Source organism: Shewanella sp. W3-18-1, from assembly GCF_000015185.1.
In the GTDB taxonomy this organism is placed as follows: domain Bacteria; phylum Pseudomonadota; class Gammaproteobacteria; order Enterobacterales; family Shewanellaceae; genus Shewanella; species Shewanella putrefaciens.
The window spans coordinates 1,360,497-1,377,504 of record NC_008750.1 but is presented as its reverse complement, the minus strand read 5'-3'; the positions used below and the strand labels follow the sequence as shown (position 1 = coordinate 1,377,504).

At 43.4% G+C, this 17,008-nt stretch carries 16 protein-coding genes; 9 read left to right on the top strand and 7 right to left on the bottom strand.

Annotation, left to right across the window (positions count from 1 at the left end; genetic code table 11):
* The first annotated feature begins 336 nt into the window (after positions 1 to 336).
* A complete protein-coding gene (locus SPUTW3181_RS06285; RefSeq protein ID WP_011788570.1) occupies positions 337 to 981 on the top strand; it encodes a TetR/AcrR family transcriptional regulator in 645 nt (214 codons plus the stop codon).
* 72 nt (positions 982 to 1,053) lie between these two features.
* On the opposite strand, the gene SPUTW3181_RS06280 is transcribed toward SPUTW3181_RS06285, so the two are convergent.
* Positions 1,054 to 1,482 carry an OsmC family protein gene (locus SPUTW3181_RS06280; RefSeq protein WP_011788569.1) on the bottom strand — a complete coding sequence of 143 codons (429 nt, stop codon included), beginning with the start codon at positions 1,480 to 1,482 and terminating at the stop codon, positions 1,054 to 1,056.
* 207 nt (positions 1,483 to 1,689) lie between these two features.
* Here SPUTW3181_RS06280 and SPUTW3181_RS06275 point away from each other — a divergent pair, with 207 nt between their 5' ends.
* Complete coding sequence (locus tag SPUTW3181_RS06275) at positions 1,690 to 2,529, top strand: substrate-binding periplasmic protein (protein ID WP_041408084.1); 840 nt, start codon at positions 1,690 to 1,692, stop codon at positions 2,527 to 2,529.
* Here SPUTW3181_RS06275 and SPUTW3181_RS06270 read toward each other — a convergent pair.
* Positions 2,510 to 3,400 carry a LysR family transcriptional regulator gene (locus SPUTW3181_RS06270; protein ID WP_011788567.1) on the bottom strand — a complete coding sequence of 297 codons (891 nt, stop codon included), beginning with the start codon at positions 3,398 to 3,400 and terminating at the stop codon, positions 2,510 to 2,512. The genes SPUTW3181_RS06275 and SPUTW3181_RS06270 overlap by 20 nt on opposite strands.
* 140 nt (positions 3,401 to 3,540) lie before the next feature.
* On the opposite strand from SPUTW3181_RS06270, the gene SPUTW3181_RS06265 reads away from it, so the two are divergent.
* Positions 3,541 to 4,797: an adenylosuccinate synthase gene (locus SPUTW3181_RS06265; protein ID WP_011788566.1), complete on the top strand. Its 1,257-nt coding sequence runs from the start codon at positions 3,541 to 3,543 to the stop codon at positions 4,795 to 4,797.
* Positions 4,798 to 4,947: 150 nt separating this feature from the next.
* Here SPUTW3181_RS06265 and SPUTW3181_RS06260 read toward each other — a convergent pair whose 3' ends face one another.
* Positions 4,948 to 5,928: a chemotaxis protein gene (locus SPUTW3181_RS06260; protein ID WP_011788565.1), complete on the bottom strand. Its 981-nt coding sequence runs from the start codon at positions 5,926 to 5,928 to the stop codon at positions 4,948 to 4,950.
* 242 nt (positions 5,929 to 6,170) lie between these two features.
* Between SPUTW3181_RS06260 and SPUTW3181_RS06255 the strand changes: the two genes are divergently transcribed.
* Complete coding sequence (locus tag SPUTW3181_RS06255) at positions 6,171 to 6,596, top strand: thioesterase family protein (protein ID WP_011788564.1); 426 nt, start codon at positions 6,171 to 6,173, stop codon at positions 6,594 to 6,596.
* Between the two features lie 73 nt (positions 6,597 to 6,669).
* Here SPUTW3181_RS06255 and SPUTW3181_RS06250 read toward each other — a convergent pair whose 3' ends face one another.
* On the bottom strand, positions 6,670 to 8,166 hold the full coding sequence (locus tag SPUTW3181_RS06250; protein WP_011788563.1) for a putative bifunctional diguanylate cyclase/phosphodiesterase: 1,497 nt from the start codon (positions 8,164 to 8,166) through the stop codon (positions 6,670 to 6,672).
* 34 nt (positions 8,167 to 8,200) lie between these two features.
* Positions 8,201 to 9,043, bottom strand: a complete 843-nt coding sequence (locus tag SPUTW3181_RS06245) for an HDOD domain-containing protein (RefSeq protein ID WP_011788562.1) — start codon at positions 9,041 to 9,043, stop codon at positions 8,201 to 8,203.
* 310 nt (positions 9,044 to 9,353) lie between these two features.
* Here SPUTW3181_RS06245 and yegQ point away from each other — a divergent pair, with 310 nt between their 5' ends.
* Both yegQ and SPUTW3181_RS06235 read left to right on the top strand, forming a co-directional pair.
* Positions 9,354 to 10,721 (top strand): tRNA 5-hydroxyuridine modification protein YegQ, encoded by a 1,368-nt coding sequence (gene yegQ, locus SPUTW3181_RS06240; protein ID WP_011788561.1) that lies wholly within the window; start codon positions 9,354 to 9,356, stop codon positions 10,719 to 10,721.
* A 3-nt stretch (positions 10,722 to 10,724) separates the two neighbouring features.
* Positions 10,725 to 10,976 carry a YfhL family 4Fe-4S dicluster ferredoxin gene (locus SPUTW3181_RS06235; RefSeq protein WP_011788560.1) on the top strand — a complete coding sequence of 84 codons (252 nt, stop codon included), beginning with the start codon at positions 10,725 to 10,727 and terminating at the stop codon, positions 10,974 to 10,976.
* 95 nt (positions 10,977 to 11,071) lie between these two features.
* Here SPUTW3181_RS06235 and ubiT read toward each other — a convergent pair whose 3' ends face one another.
* Positions 11,072 to 11,608 (bottom strand): ubiquinone anaerobic biosynthesis accessory factor UbiT, encoded by a 537-nt coding sequence (ubiT, locus tag SPUTW3181_RS06230; RefSeq protein ID WP_011788559.1) that lies wholly within the window; start codon positions 11,606 to 11,608, stop codon positions 11,072 to 11,074.
* Between the two features lie 138 nt (positions 11,609 to 11,746).
* Here ubiT and ubiU point away from each other — a divergent pair, with 138 nt between their 5' ends.
* Together ubiU and SPUTW3181_RS06220 are read left to right on the top strand one after the other, a co-directional pair.
* Entirely contained in the window at positions 11,747 to 12,748 is a 1,002-nt protein-coding gene (gene ubiU / locus SPUTW3181_RS06225) for a ubiquinone anaerobic biosynthesis protein UbiU (protein ID WP_011788558.1), read from the top strand.
* A 41-nt stretch (positions 12,749 to 12,789) separates the two neighbouring features.
* Positions 12,790 to 13,665, top strand: a complete 876-nt coding sequence (locus SPUTW3181_RS06220; RefSeq protein ID WP_011788557.1) for a U32 family peptidase — start codon at positions 12,790 to 12,792, stop codon at positions 13,663 to 13,665.
* A gap of 24 nt (positions 13,666 to 13,689) precedes the next feature.
* Here SPUTW3181_RS06220 and SPUTW3181_RS06215 read toward each other — a convergent pair whose 3' ends face one another.
* Positions 13,690 to 14,370, bottom strand: a complete 681-nt coding sequence (locus tag SPUTW3181_RS06215) for a hypothetical protein (RefSeq protein WP_011788556.1) — start codon at positions 14,368 to 14,370, stop codon at positions 13,690 to 13,692.
* A gap of 716 nt (positions 14,371 to 15,086) precedes the next feature.
* Between SPUTW3181_RS06215 and SPUTW3181_RS06210 the strand changes: the two genes are divergently transcribed.
* Positions 15,087 to 16,445 (top strand): YjiH family protein, encoded by a 1,359-nt coding sequence (locus SPUTW3181_RS06210; RefSeq protein ID WP_041408080.1) that lies wholly within the window; start codon positions 15,087 to 15,089, stop codon positions 16,443 to 16,445.
* The last annotated feature ends 563 nt before the right edge of the window (positions 16,446 to 17,008 follow it).

Sequence of the window (17,008 nt, the reverse complement as noted above, 5' to 3'; positions counted from 1 at the left end):
ATACCGACTGGTAAAAAATATTCTGTACTGAACGGTAATATATAGCGTAAAATGACTCTGTCAACAAATTTATGTACCGACTGGTATTAAATTTAAAATACGCATTTACATTACATCTGCAATATTCCATTAGGCAGAAATCCATACATTTGATCCTCAAAGTCTTTTATGAATATTGAAGCGAAACCAACTGATATGGAGTGAATGCAAGACTCAGGTGACACCTTGGATGACTCAGTAAACAACTCTTCTTAGTCAGTCATCTGTCAGTAAGTGTGGCTGGACATGGGCCAAACCCATGTCTATCCTAGGGGCAATTGAGAATGGAGGAGCCTAATGATGTCAACCGTCACCCAGACGCCCTGTGTAGGTCGCCCACGAGCTTTTGACACTGAAGATGCATTAGCTAAAGCCTTAGAAGTCTTCTGGCGCAAAGGCTTTGAAGGTACATCGTTAACCGATCTCACCCAAGCGATGGGCATAAATAAACCGAGTCTTTATGCCGCCTTCGGCAATAAAGAACAGTTATTTCTCAAAGCAATAGAGTTATATGAACAGCGTCCCTGTGCATTTTTCTATCCTGCACTGGAAAAAGAGACCGCCTATCAGGTCGTCGAGTCCATGCTACTCGGTGCCGCTGATTCTTTGGTGGATAAAAGCCATCCTCAGGGATGTTTGATTGTCCAAGGCGCTCTCACCTGTAGTGAAGCAGGGCAAGCTATCAAGGATACGTTAATTAACCGACGCCGCGACGGTGAAATCGCCCTGTGCGAACGGCTGCAACGCGCCAAAGATGAAGGGGATTTACCCGCGGATGCTGATCCGCTCTTGCTTGCACGTTACATAGGCACGGTATTACAAGGCATGGCCGTGCAAGCGACCAATGGAATTTGCCCAAATGAACTGCGTCAAGTAGCAGAGTTGACACTCGCTAACTTTCCACGGAATCACATCAATCATAATGATAAAGACGCTACTTGAGCTTAACGGATTCAGAGCCATTGCCAGAACACCATCCCCTCTGCCTTTGCAGAGGGGATTTTCCACGAATTTTTAGTCTCTAACCGCATGGGTGACAAGTGTGGGACGTAATAGATTGTCATGCACAGGGCAACGATTACACACAATATCTAAAAACTCTCGTTTCTGATCTTCTGAAAGGTCAGCATCAATACTGGCGTTAATGGTAATGTCTTTAAAGCCCACAGGATCTTCCGAAGGCTGGCCTAGTAAACCTGTAGAGTTCATTAGGGCACGCACATTCACATCAAACTGACGTAACTCAATATGCCTTTCCCGCGCCACCATCTTGGCAATCGCAGAAATACAACCTCCCAATGAAAACAGAAAGGTCTCTAAGGGATTTGCTCCTTCATTAGTCGCACTCGGTTGATCTATCACTAAAAGATGCTCACGAACCTGCGCGGTGACTTTCCAACCGCTTGCCATATGGGTGGTGACTTCTACGACTTTATCTGGCATTGCAAAACGCTACATTAGATTTTATTCAATCAGATTATACTAATGATTGATTTAATTAAAATCATCCGCAGAGATCACAAACTCATGAGAAATTTTTTATTAGCCATACATTTCACAAAATAAATATACCGCCCTAATATCATTAGCCTACCTATAAACAGTTATGTTATAAACGCCCTATCTTGAGCAAAGTAAAATGGATGCAAAATGCGGATAGGGAGTAACGTCAGTATGAAAATACAGCGAGCATATAATTTGCGCTTTTCATTTATACTCGCCGCCGTTTTGCTATCTCTTACTCACTTTTATGGTATAGCAATGGCTCAAGAAACAGATGCCATACCCCTAGTCGCTCAAGACAAGACTATTATCTTAGCCGCCGAAGATAGCTGGCCTCCTTTTGCTAATCAGTTTGGCCAAGGTATTTCCCATCGCTTAATCAAAGCCGCTTTTAAACAATCTCAAATTGAAATTAATAGCTTAGTCGTTCCCTATACCCGCGCCTTAATGATGGCAGAGAAAGGTGATGTAGATGGTGTGTTCAATGTCACCCGCGAAGCGAGCACTGAACAACGTTTTGTTTTTGGACAGTTCCCTTTATTTGTTGCAACAGCCTCTTTTTATCAAAAGAAACAAAAATCAATTCTGGCAGACAATAAATGGGCTCTCCCTAGAGGTACAGTTGTTGGGATCGTTAAAAGCTATGAATATGGCGATGATTTTCCTGCGCTCGTTAAACAACAACAGCTTAATATTGTTGCTGTAGCCAACCAACTACAACTCATTAATTTACTATTAATTGGTCGTATAGATACCGCATTGATGTTCGATTTAGTCGCGAAGGATAACCTTCAGACAATGGGCGTTGATGATGAAATCATTCCAATATTTGCTAATCACAGCAGTGATATTTATCTGGCTTTCTCAAAGGAAAATCCACAGGCACATACCCTAGCAAGCCAACTTGATGCTGGTTTATCCCAACTCAAAGCCACTGGCCAGTATGAAAAACTATTCTCATTGAGTCCTATCGCTGCGAGCGAATAATTTCTTGATTCACCCAATATAACAACTGCTTGATAGCTTTAGACAAAATCTGATTTTGACGCACAATATAACCTAAACTCGTTGTAGGGAATTGCGGCAAAGGAGTGACTTTCGTGGTCAAATTCGCTTTCGTATATACAGAAAACTCTGGCACTATCGCTACCCCAAATCCCGCCTCTGCCCAATCGATTTGTGCGTCAACACTGCCAACTTCCATAATCCTATAATTGGGTAAGTTCAAGGAAGGTAGCGCAGGGTCCAATAACTCGCGGGTTCGCGTATCATGGCCTAATAAAATCAAGGTCGGTTGCTCGGCTAAGGGTGTATCCACGGACAGTTTTGTTTGCTGCCATTGCTGCAAATGGTCACCGATGGCACACCATTTAATCTGTTGTAATTCAGTAAAATGCAGTGGTTGACTCTCCTTTTGCGCGATCACAAAGCCTAAATCGGCTTCGGCATTGGTCACTAACTCAGAGGCCTGTGAAGACGTGGTATTAAGCAGTGAAAAGTCAATTCCTGGGAACTCCGCCTTAAAGAGCTGAAACGGTTGGATCAAGAGTAACCGCGAGATAATATCGCTCGCTGCTATGGTGAGAGTGCCTTGGCTAAGATCGTTAATTGCATTCAAATCCGCCTGGCAAATTTGTAATTCCATCAGAGTTTTTTGGCTGCTTTCTAACAAACGAAATCCCGCCTGTGTCAATCGAAAGGGATTACGGTCAATCAACTTTACCCGAGTGGTTTGCTCTAACTGCTTAATATGCAAGCTAACATTGGGCTGAGTCATATGTAGCACAGCGGCTGCCTTACCAAAATGCTTACATTCAGCCAAAGTGACAAAAGTCTTTAACCAATGAAGATCGAGCATTGCACCACCATCCCGACAGAAATAGAGTTAATTATCGCCAATTATATATGAAATTCTTATCAGCACGATAACTATAATTAATTTCTCTTATTCCTACTGAAGGTCTAGCATAACCGCTTAATCAATGAGGAGATGTTGTTATGCCGTCGATCGTGGTTGTGGGTGCAAATTGGGGTGATGAAGGCAAAGGCCGCATCGTAGATTATTTAGCTGCGGATGCCGCTGCCAGTATTCGCTTTCAAGGCGGTAACAACGCCGGACATACCGTCGTCAACGACTACGGCACCTTTAAATTACACCAATTACCGAGTGGCATTTTCAACCCTAACTGCATTGCAGTATTAGGCCCAGGCATGGTGATCAGCCCAGAAAAACTCAGTGTAGAAATTGCTGAGGTACAAGCGACAGGTGTTGAAGTCAAACTGTGTATTTCTGACCGCGCTACTCTATGCTTACCATTGCATGCATTAGAAGATACCTTAGAAGAACAACGTCTTGGCGATCTCGCCTATGGTTCAACCCGTCAAGGGATTGCACCAGCCTATGGCGATCGTGTGATGAAAAAAGGCATTTTAGTTGGCTGGTTAAACCAACCTGAAGTGCTGCAAGAGCGCATTCAATTTATGCTCGACTGGAAATTGCCACAGTTAAAGGCACTTTATCCAAGCTGCGATTTTAATCAAACCGCCGCAGAAATGACTGCATGGTTATTAGACGTGACAGCCCCTTGGCGTCCATTTATTTGTAACGTGACTGAGCCATTAAAAGCATTACAAAAACAAGATGCTAGCTTACTGTTTGAAGCACAATTAGGGGCTGGCCGTGACTTAGTCTACGGCGAATATCCTTACACTACGTCTTCAAACGTGACGGCAGCTTACGCGGGTATCGGCAGCGGTTTACCCGCACTGCGTCCTGAGCGTGTAATTGCTGTCGCGAAAGCCTTTAGTTCATCTGTGGGTACTGGCACCTTAGTGACCGCAATGGAAGAGCAAGACGCCTTCCGCGAAAATGCCAACGAGTTTGGTGCAACAACAGGCCGTCCACGTGATATGGGTTACTTTGACGCTGTTGCCACCCGTAATGGAGTTGAACTACAAGCGGCAACCGAAATCGCCCTGACGAAGATTGATTGTCTTTCTGGTATGAAAGATCTAAAAATCTGTGTTGCCTATGAAGGTGAACACACTGAGAACCCAATTTGGCCACAAACTGCGGCGTTAAGCCCAGTGTATGAACAAATGCCATGCTGGAACGAAGATATTACCGGTTGTCGTACTTTCGAAAGCCTGCCTGTCGCCGCACAACACTATGTTGAACGTATTGAAGAGTTAATGGGTGTGCGCGTCAGTATGGTTTCTGTAGGACCTGAGCGTGATCAAATGATCATTCGCTAGTCGAGCGTTTACCCTACAAAAAAGCCATATTCGCCTCGGTGAATATGGCTTTTTACTTTTATAGCATTCACCATTCAAAAATCACTCAAGACGTTGGTAGCAACTATTTGAATCCCTGATATTCAAATGTCACCGCTAAATGAAATGGTATTACTCTCCGAATACGTACTTATCCATCATACCGACTAAACGGCCAATTTCGGGTTTAGTGATAGTATCATTTGCCCCTAATGAGATAGCTTTAATACGGTTATCTTCACTCATAAGAGATGAAAACATCACAATCGGCATTTGTCGGTACGCCTTAGATTCTCTTAAGCGTTTCACCAAATGCATGCCATCCATGCGAGGCATCTCAACATCCGTAATAATGGCGCTGACAAAATCAGAAATAGAGGCATTATCTTGATCAGCAAGGGTCTCAAATTCCATTAGCATTTCAAGGGCATCACCACCATCTTTGGCTGTGATAATGTTGTAACCTGCGCTGCGAAGGGTATTTTCGATCATCTTACGAATAAAAGCCGAATCATCGACAATTAAAATCGTTTTTGCTTCACGTTTTGCCAGCATTTTTTCGTTAATCACGACACTCCTATCGAGCGTGACATCGTACTTATCCATACTCAGTTCAGGATTAATGTCGGCAATAATTTTCTCAAAATCCAAGATCATAATGAGCATGCCATCACGACGAACTACGGCAACGACACAATCATTTTCACCGGCTTCTAAAAATTGACTCGGTGATTCAACCTGCTCCCACGACACTCGATGAATACTACGAACGCTATCAATTAAAAAACCATTAATCATTTTATTAAAATCGGTAACAATAACGACTTTATGACTTAAATCCGCAGGGGTTGGTATCCCTAACCAACCAGCAAGATCGACTAAAGGGATCAGCTTTTCTCGCAGCGAAAACACCCCAACCATATGCCGCTGGGCATTGGGGTAATCTGAGGTTTCTGGCACCCTAATCACTTCTCTCACTTTGGCGACATTAATACCGTAATGACACACTTTATGCCCACCGTTAGGCAGGACTTTATGCAGATGAAACTCAATAATTTCGAGTTCATTAGTGCCACTTTCAGTCAATATTTCTGATTTTTTAATTTCGTTCATATCAAACTCTCAACCTAGCTAATCAACATGATAAAGATGTTTAATGATCAGTATAGGAAGGGATTTATACATTAGGCATGATAGTGTGACTTTTCGGTGATTTTACTTACTGATAAAGGTGATAAATATAGGTGACTGGGTTTTGTCTCTGTGTATTAGCAGTTTTGTTTATAGGTTTTGTTTTAAGAGATAAGCCGCTAAACTAGCGGGCAATAAAACCCCTCGAAAATAGCCATAACCCCATGCCGAAATTTAGCTCTACGTTTTCCTTCCCTGTACAAATCTATTACGAAGATACCGATTTTTCTGGCGTGGTTTACCACCCTAACTTTTTGAAATATTTCGAGCGTGCCCGTGAGCATGTGATTGGTGCTGAGCGGTTAAATGCACTATGGCAACAAAGTCAATTGGGTTTTGCCGTGTATCGTACCGATATGGTATGCCATGAAGGTGTAGAGTTTGCCGATATTATTGATGTGCGTACTCAGTTTTATTTTGAAAGCAAGTACCGCACTGTATGGCTGCAAGAGATTTGGCGTCCACAGGGTAAAAAGCCTGCGGTTACTGCAACCATTGAGATGGTATGTATGAATAAAGCCCGCCAACTAGCACCTATGCCCGCAGATTTAATCGCCGTCTTAAGCCTTGGTTTCGACTCAAACGAATAACACTAACGTGCACTATATTGCACTATTACGACATTAAGTAACGACTACATAACTGGTTAGATTGAGTGGCAAATTACGTCGCATAATGCAACTGTGCCCAGTTCATTTCAAGCTCAGCAGCACTCATGGGCTTTGCGTAATATAAACCTTGCAGGGTATCAACGCCCATCGCCACTAACCTATCCCTAATCTCGAGCGTTTCAATACCTTCGACAGTCACTTGATAACCTAATTTTTTGGCGATATTGATACTGGCTTCGAGGATATATTCAGATGCCTTATCCCGTTCAAGATCCTGTAAAAAGGCTTTATCAATTTTGACTTCATTGACAGGCAAATGCTTTAAATAAGCCAAAGAAGAATGGCCCGTACCAAAATCATCAATCGCGAGACTAACCCCTAACGCACGAATTTTATCTAGGGTTTCTACGGCTTTATTTAAGTCAGCCATCAGCGTACTTTCCGTAATTTCAATCATTAAAGATTCGGGAGGTAAATGATAATAAGCAAGGCGCGATGCAATTTCTTGGGGTAAGGTTTCACTGTCTAGATCCCGTGTAGAAAGGTTAACCGCTACACATAAATTAATCCCCGCGGTACGCCATTTTGCCTGTTGAGCTAAAACCTGTTCAAGGGCCCATTGACTCACCAAGTCAATCATTCCGGCATATTCAGCCAGAGGAATAAATTCTCCAGGAGAGATAGTCCCAAGCTCCTCATGCTGCCAACGTATTAAGGCTTCGACTTGGGTACACAACCCCGTTTGTATATTTTGCTTAGGTTGGTACACCATATATAAATGATTTTGCTGTAACCCTTTAGGAAGACTATCAATAATTTTGAGTTCTCGCAGTTGCCTTATATCATCATTCTCACTGTAACAGGCAATAGCACTGCGTGTTATACGCGCTTTTTTAAGGGCAAGATCGAGCCTTCGTAACATTTGGCTTGCATCAGCATGATGTGATTGAAGCTGCAAACATCCTATCTGCACACGAACACTCACTGGCGTATCATTGATACGAAAAGGCACTTGTAAACGACCACGTAAATGCAGTAATTGTTCTTCCGTCAGGTTTTGGTCATAGTAAAGAAAAAATTCATCACCGTTTAAACGAGCAATGAATCTAGGATTAAGGCTTAGGGAATATAAACGCTCAGCAAACTGCTTGAGTAAAATATCACCAAAGACAAAACCAAAGAGATCATTAACATAGCGAAAGCGATAAATATCAACTAAAACCATAGTCCCTCGAGTAAGCGGCATCATAGTGGCTAAAGTACGTTTTAGGCCCACTCGATTACTCAGCCCAGTAAGCTTATCTTTACCCATTCCAGCAGGCAGAGCGGTTAGCATCTCATTTAAGGAATCATAAAGCGGTGCAAACTCTTGGGGAACCGCAGAAATGTTAAGGGGCCGACGCTCAATCTTTTGCTGATCAAGTTGACAACATAGTTGAGCCAAAAACCGTTGTTGCAGACGTTGCGAGTGATATTTTGCCAGCAGAATATATAGCACGCCTATCAGGATAATAAGCAATGCTATAGCGATAAATTCCATCCTGATCATACCTAGGCCTCAACCTTAGCGCGCAGCCTAACTGCTATTGGTAACTTTCTCTAATTGAATGGAATTTTTCCATAAACTCATCACTGGCTAACGCATCCGCTGTCACAGGTAATCCCCTAGCAACAAACACATCAAGGCGCTGTTCAAGCTCGGTACCTGCACGTAATTCACCAGTATAAAAAGCGGCTGCACGGATAAAATCTAAGTAAGTGACATGTTCTGGTAGATAAGGCAAATCGGCCCAACGTTCAACTACGGCCATAACGTCAGGTGCAAAGTCCCAACTTTTTAATACTGCGCGCCCAAGCGGGCCCTGCATTTTTCGCACTAAAGATCTTAATTGTTCGATACTGGCAAACAACTCTGGATGTGTCTCAGCCTCGGTAAGCACGGGTAAAGCACCAATATTATGGACTAATCCCGCCAAGGTTAGAGTGTCAAAGTTAAGCCCACTATTGGGTTTACTTTTATTGTACATGTGCAATATAGCGCAAGCTGCGGCAGTAACATCAATCGAAGTACGCCACACTTCATCCATCACTTCCCACACCATTTCATTGGTGGAGATAAAGAGTTGCTCCATCGCCACAGAAGTCGCAATACTTTTGATCTGAATTAACCCAATTCGGGAAACCGCGCCACTAATACTTTCTGCGGGAACACCACGGCTGTATAAAGCACTATTGGCCACTTTGATAATACGAGCTGAAATCGCCGCATCCTGGCCTATCACTTCAGCCACTTGTTTAAGGCTTGCATCTGGGCGCCCGACAACTTCCTGCACCCGCATTGCCACTTCTGGCAAGGTAGGTAACACGAGGACATCCTCTTTTAGTTTTTTTAATAGTCCGACTAACAGTAGATGTTCAGTAGACATCTTAGCTCCCATCAATCTATCAACATATCAACATATCAACATAAACATTGGATAGTTGGAGTATATCAGTTGGCTGTGATGAGATGGGTAGAAAAAGCAGCAGAGGTTAATAATTTGTAAGATGACAGTATTCATTTTCCCCGTAGAACACTTTTCTCACCCATATCTTAAAGATTAAAACGCTTATATTCGCAAAGTGTGAAGAACAACTAAAGTTAGGCGCCGCCATTTGCATAACCCTACCCCCATTGTGTAAAATGCCGCCCCCGCGCACTGCGCCTCTATCGTACTAATCAATTCGAGAGTCATTATGTTTAAACCAGAGCTACTATCCCCTGCCGGGACGCTGAAAAATATGCGCTACGCCTTTGCCTATGGTGCAGATGCAGTGTATGCCGGTCAGCCAAGATATAGCTTAAGGGTACGTAATAACGACTTTAAGATGGAAAACCTTGCCACCGGGATTGAAGAAGCCCATGCGCTCGGTAAAAAGCTCTATGTGGTCAGCAATATTGCCCCCCACAATGCCAAGCTCAAAACCTATATTAAGGACATGGAACCCGTGGTGGCGATGAAGCCAGATGCGCTGATCATGTCCGATCCGGGTTTAATCATGATGGTGCGTGAGGCCTTTCCCGATCAAGTGGTGCATTTATCCGTGCAGGCGAATGCCATCAACTGGGCCTCGGTCAAGTTTTGGCAAACCCAAGGGATTAAGCGCGTGATCCTGTCCCGCGAATTGTCCTTAGATGAAATTGAAGAAATTCGTCAGCGCTGCCCTGATATTGAACTCGAAGTGTTTGTCCATGGCGCTCTGTGTATGGCCTATTCTGGCCGTTGTTTACTCTCGGGTTATATCAACAAACGCGATCCTAACCAAGGCACTTGTACTAACGCTTGTCGCTGGAAATACGATGTACACGAAGCGCAGCAAAACGACAGTGGCGATATTATTGCTATGCCTAATGCGGTACAAATCGAAACGCCAACCACCTTAGGTGCAGGCGCGCCAACGGATCAAATCTTCCTACTACAGGAAGCCAATCGTCCCGGCGAATATATGCCTGCCTTTGAAGATGAACATGGTACTTATATCATGAACTCTAAAGACTTACGGGCGATTCAACACGTTGAACGCCTAACCAAAATGGGCATAGACTCTCTTAAAATCGAAGGCCGTACTAAATCTTTCTATTATGTCGCACGTACAGCGCAGCTCTATCGCCAAGCCATTGAAGATGCCGCATCGGGTAAGACCTTTGATCGTAGCCTGATGAACCAGTTAGAAGGGCTCGCCCATCGCGGCTATACCGAAGGCTTTTTACGTCGCCATGTGCATGATGAATATCAAAACTACGACTATGGTTACTCGGTCAGTGACACACAACAATTTGTGGGTGAACTGACAGGCAAACGTAACCTAGCAGGCCTTGCTGAAATCGAAGTAAAAAACAAGTTTTCCGTGGGTGACAGTGTCGAGCTAATGACGCCGCAGGGTAATATGAACCTAACAATTGAACACCTAGAAAATCGCAAAGCTGAAGCGGTTGAAGCTGGTCTTGGTTCAGGGCACACTGTATATCTGCCCGTACCGAAGGAAGTCGATTTAAGCCACGGTATTTTACTGCGTAACCTGCCCCAAGGTCAGGATACTCGCAACCCACATGAACTAGGTTAAGGTATGGCATTACTGATCGACGATAGCTGCATCAACTGCGACATGTGCGAGCCTGAGTGTCCTAATCAGGCGATCACTATGGGTGAAGAGATCTATGAAATCGACCCTGATCGCTGCACTGAATGCGTTGGTCATTATGATAAACCGACCTGCGTCTCTGTTTGCCCAATTGATTGTATCGACCCCGATCCGAATCATGTTGAGTCGCAGGACGAACTGTTAGTCAAATTTGCAGTGCTAACACAAAAGATCTAGTTATAGGTGCCACTAATCAAAAAGCCCTGAGAGTAAACTCAGGGCTTTTGCTTTATCCCTACCAAACAATATTAATCTCGAAATATCAACACGCCCTAGTTAAAACTGGGGGATTTACTCAGAATCACCGTTGGCTTAGCCTCTATTTGTAATCGCTCAATGATCGCTGCCAGCTTTTCGATACTCAGACGTATCGGCGTTGGCATTGTTGAAAATTCGATACTGAGTAATAGGTTTTTCACCTCAAGCCCCAATTCTGTATCCCCTTCAATATTCAGCTTACGCTGAAAAAATAACGTGTCAGGGTCTTCTTTGGCTGCTGCAACTAACACTAACTCTGCGGAGTTGGCACTAAAGGTAACCTGCGCCTGAGTTAACTCTCTCACTTGCCATTGGCCATCAAAAGTCACTTCAAAATTCAGGTGTAAATCCTCAACTCGAATAGCAACCCATTTTCCTGCTAAAAAGTCCAGTTCATCATCCGCTGCCTGCGAAGCAAGCAAAAGCCCAAGCAATTGGCTAATCACTTTCGCCTTAAGGCTAAAAGGGACTTTTGCGAGGGGAAAACTCATCAACTTAGGTGTAATTTCAAGGAGTTGTTTTGCTAATTTTGCTGAAAAAACAGCGGACATAATCAATATCCTACAAAAATAAAACACGATATGTCCCAGTTTAGCGGGATTTTATGATCTTAAACCTGTTTTAAATCAATTCACCACGATTCAATCTTGCCTAAACTCAGCGGCTATCTATTTATCGGGAGCATAAATATGGAGCTTTTGTGTCCAGCAGGCAATTTGGCCTCACTCAAATCGGCACTGCAAGCCGGTGCAGACGCTGTGTATCTAGGGTTAAAAGACGATACCAATGCACGTTCATTTGCGGGATTAAACTTCACCCCAGCAAAGCTACAGGAAGCCACTGAGCTTACACATATACGCGGTAAGAAAATCTTTTTAACCTTAAACACATTTCCAAAACCAGGTGAAGAACACCGTTGGTATCAAGCAATAGATTTAGCCGCCAAACTCAATATGGATGCATTGATTGTTGCCGATCTTTCTTTGCTCGATTATGCCCATAAACATTATCCGCAGTTGCCACTGCATCTTTCTGTGCAGGCAAGCGCGACCAATCTGGGTGCCCTGAGTTTTTATAAAGACGCCTTCAATATTGCCCGCGTGGTTTTACCTCGGGTGCTCTCGATGAAACAAGTGCGCGATCTTGCTAAAGTCAGCCCCGTAGATTTAGAAGTGTTCGCCTTTGGCAGTCTGTGCATTATGGCTGAAGGGCGGTGTCATCTGTCCTCCTATGTTACTGGGCAATCGCCCAACACGGGCGGTTCTTGTTCGCCAGCCAAACACGTACGCTGGCAAGAAGAAGGACAAGATAGATTAACTCGACTCAATGATGTGCTTATTGATAAATCAGCCTTAGATGAGCAAATGGGTTACCCCGTGGTCTGTAAAGGCCGTTATCTCACCGAAGATCAGGACTCGCCCCAGTATTTACTTGAGTCTCCGACCAGTTTAAACACCTTAAGCCTTCTGCCTGAACTGGCTAAGGCTGGCATAGTGTCCTTAAAAATTGAAGGCCGTCAGCGTAGCCCTGCTTATGTTGAGCAAGTGACTAAAGTCTGGCGTCAAGCCATCGATACCTATCTGGAAAATCCCGATAAATTTCACAGTCAACCCCATTGGGAACAGGCCTTAGCGAAGGTTTCTGAAGGGCAGATAACAACGCTTGGTGCCTACGAGCGCAACTGGCAATAAGCAGAAATGCTCAACCAACAGACTGAAAGTAAGGAAGAGTTATGCGTATTTCCCTAGGACCATTACTGTATTGCTGGCAAAAACAACAGGTCATGGCCTTTTACCAACAAGTTGCAGCCAGCCAAATTCCGCTCGTCTATTTAGGAGAAGCTGTCTGTAGCCGTAGACGCGAACTCAAATGGGGGGATTATTTTGAGCTTGCGCAAATGCTCAAGCAGGCTGGTAAAGAAGTGGTGATTTCAACACTGGCATTAATTGAAGCGTCATCGGAATATACCGAGCTTAAGCGTCAAGTCGATAATGGCGAATTGATGATAGAAGCTAATGACATGGCTGCAGTCTACCTCGCCAAAGAACACAAATTACCCTTTGTCTGCGGTGCGAGTATCAACAACTATAACCGAGCTAGCCTAGATATTTTACATGGCTTTGGTATGCAACGATTTGTGATGCCTGTGGAATTATCTAAAGCTTGGCTACAACAAGTCATACAGAATAAACCCACTTTTGAGGTAGAAGTTTTTGGCCATGGCTATTTACCTCTGGCTCATTCAGCGCGCTGTTTTACTGCAAGACACAAACAACTCACTAAAGACAGTTGTGAAACAATTTGCCGCCAATATAGCAAGGGGCTGCTCGCTCAAACCCAAGAGATGCAGCCGCTATTAAGGCTTAATGGTATTCAAACCCAATCTGCAGCTTGTTTAGATTTAAGCAGTGAAATCGCAGCAATGAATACAATGGGAGTGGATGTATTTAGAGTCTCACCTAGCGGTACAGAATCGATCGTGCGAGCCGAAAGTTTAATCGAAGCCCTTAACACGTCTGAAATGGCACTCAATGCTCCTATAAAGGGTGAACAATGTGATGGTTATTGGTTTGGTGAAGCTGGCCTGACTATTCATCACGCAACCTAGTAACTGACGCCAACTAAGTCAGCCTCAATGATCAACCTTTGGGTTATAGGTTAGTTGACTTAAAAGCAGTACCGTCATCCAACACAATAAACTACCAAGCCCTATCCATTCTAGTAGCGCTGGCCACCATGGTGTGGGTCTTGGAAGTTGTTGCACCATTTCTTGATAGAAAGGCCTATCGCCTTCTGTTAAGCCCAATTCCAATTGCGGCGCGTACAAAAACATCATCATGCTACAGAGCACTATCAAGGCTAATAACCAAGTCCAACGTCCGAATGCAGAACGGCCAACACTGGCCAAGATTAAATAGAATATTGCACTTAGGCTGCCAAAATAAAAAAACCATTTCAGCCCTAAAATATGTAAATGGTATACATTAACGGGGAATAAACCGACCCAAGCTAACGCAAAGAAGGTTAGGGCTAAACAGATAAAAAAAGGATATCCCCAACATGAAGTGACATTCTGTAATGAAGACAAACAATAAAAAACGATACTTAAACTGCCGAAGAATAATCCACCATTTAGGATAACTGCGAAGGGAGAATGTCCATATGTCCCTAATTCACTTAAAGTATGATTGAGAAAGTTGAAATACTGCTCATTTGAAGAATGAAAACCCAATACCGACACAATAATCCCGAGCAATAACCCAAAGATACCAAGAAAACCAAATTTAGTGGCAAGTGCAGAACTCTTTTTCATTTGACGCTTCTTATCGTAACAGTCATAAGTAAATTAGCGAATGGGAATAACATTAACTTACATGGAAATAGAAAGATTTAAAGCGGCACACATCCGCTTTATGATAATTTTTTACTTTCTCCATAATTTTTGATTTTTTAGTCATCCTTAAGCAGAACAATAGCTTCCCAGAAAAACCAATAAAACGATTGAGCATGCCACTACACTGCGCATAAAAATGTAATCTCGCTCAACAGTAACGTCATATCAAGGTTAAAACGGGCCACGCCTGCGGCTGGTCATGCTATTTTGCTATTCCCCTCCAGCAAGTTGGCAATAACGACTAAAAAATCGCCATGGGCTGCATTTCATGTCCTGAACATGATATTTTTTACTCGATCCTGAACAGATCACATAATCGGTGACACGATAATACGCTTATAAAAAGTGCATGAACAATAACGAGCTAACCAATTGATTAATTTAATATAGCATAGTGATAGCTTGATAAAAATGACTATAGACTAAAGTGGAGTACGTAAAAAATAACTATGCTGTTTTGCTGCTTATATCAAACTAACCAGCGAATCGTTTTACATAGGAAGGCGAAGCGAGTAATCTTCCCCCTTCTCGTTTTTGAGTTGAATGAAAATGCACCTTAACTGGCATTAAAAACAGTTTGGACTGCGGCTTATTCAAATTTATTTTGTGCGACTCGTACTTTAAGGTGTACACCATTGGCTACTGAACATAAAAACCGCAATATGAAGACGATACTCACCTTTATCGTCCCTTCGCTGATAGGTCTGCTGCTGTTTATGACCCCACTCAGCTACAACGATGCGATCACTATCCCTATCGCTATTATATCTAAAGCATTACAAAGTGCATTGAGTGAAGTACTCACTTTAATAGTGACTATTATTGTCGTGGCAATGGCTTTGGCCTCATTGCTCACAAAAATAGTTCAACCTAAGTTTGTCCTTAATAACCATTTTCTCAATGGACTACTCAATATTAGCCCTTTATGGCTAACCACTCGTATTGTGGGTGCCGTGTTTATCGTACTCACTTACGGTGTTATTGGCCCTGAAGTGATTAACTCATCAAGCACTGGTGCGCTGGTTTTAAATGACCTGCTGCCAGTGTTATTTTGCGTATTTATATTTGCAGGAATGTTGTTACCGCTACTACTCAACTTTGGTCTGCTCGAACTTTTTGGCACGCTATTAACTAAGATTATGCGCCCCGTATTCAATCTACCGGGTCGCAGTGCTATCGACTGTATGGCTTCGTGGTTAGGTGATGGCAGCGTGGGGATTCTACTCACCAGCAAGCAATACGAAGCACGCTTTTATACCCAGAGAGAAGCCGCGGTTATTGGCACCACTTTCTCCGCAGTATCAATCACCTTCAGCTTAGTGGTGATCTCACAAGTGAAGTTAGAGCATATGTTTGTGCCCTTTTACTTAACCGTGTGCTTAGCGGGTTTTGCCGCCGCAGTGATTGTGCCAAAGTTACCGCCTCTTTCGTGGAAAAAAGATCATTACATCGACGATACCCCCCGTAAACCCGATGATGAAATTATTCCAACGGGGCACAGTGCTTTTTCTTGGGGCTTTGATAAAGCTTTAGAAAAAGCCGCCAGTGCAGGAGGAATTAAAACCGTCTTACATGAGGGTATTAAAAACGTTGTTGATATGGTGTTTGGCATTATCCCCGTGGTAATGGCAATCGGTACTCTGGCACTGATTATCGCCGAACATACGCCCATCTTTAACTATTTAGGTATGCCATTTATTCCATTACTTGAATTACTGCATATTCCTGAAGCGACTGAAGCCTCTAAAACTATCGTTGTTGGCTTTGCCGATATGTTTATTCCGTCGATCCTCGCAAGCTCAATTGAGTCGGATATGACTCGCTTTGTGATTGCGGCGTTATCTGTGACTCAGTTGATTTATATGAGTGAAGTGGGCGCACTGCTGATCGGCAGTAAAATTCCGGTAAACTTTATTGAGTTATTCGTGGTGTTTATCCTGCGTACCTTAGTGACGCTGCCAGTGATTGCGGGTGTTGCTCACTTGCTGTTCTAAGCGCAACATCACCTTTGAAATATCAAGGGGAGTCAGGTTAACTGACTCCCCTTTTTTTGTACTCACTCATACACGAATTGACAGTTTTGATTATATTGTGTGACTAAAGCGTACAAACGCCACTCGTAACCACACAACTCAGTTTTGGACAGAAGTACTTTAAGAATTTCTGGATAGCACTGCTGAGGATCAAACTTGGTCATTTAATTCTTTAAGTGCTGGCTTATGATGAGCCATGGCATTCGCTCACCGACACGCAGCGAGTCCATCCGTGGATGCTCGACCGCCCCGTCCATGGGGCGGACGGTCGTCTCGCCAATCATCATGGCTCACCTGTTTAACATCAGTGTAGCCTGTTTGTTTTAAAGTAGATATGCAACTTGTCTTGGGACAAAAGCTCGTTAGTGGTTTTACTAAATTAGCATTTAACGGATTATCTTGTGTATTACAAAACCTCTAGTCAAGTGGCTAAATTTACTCATCAACTACAATTGGGATTAGGAAGAAACCTTGTTTGTTGGATTAGCCAGTCCTCCTTTTGGATCATATCAATCAAAAAGAAG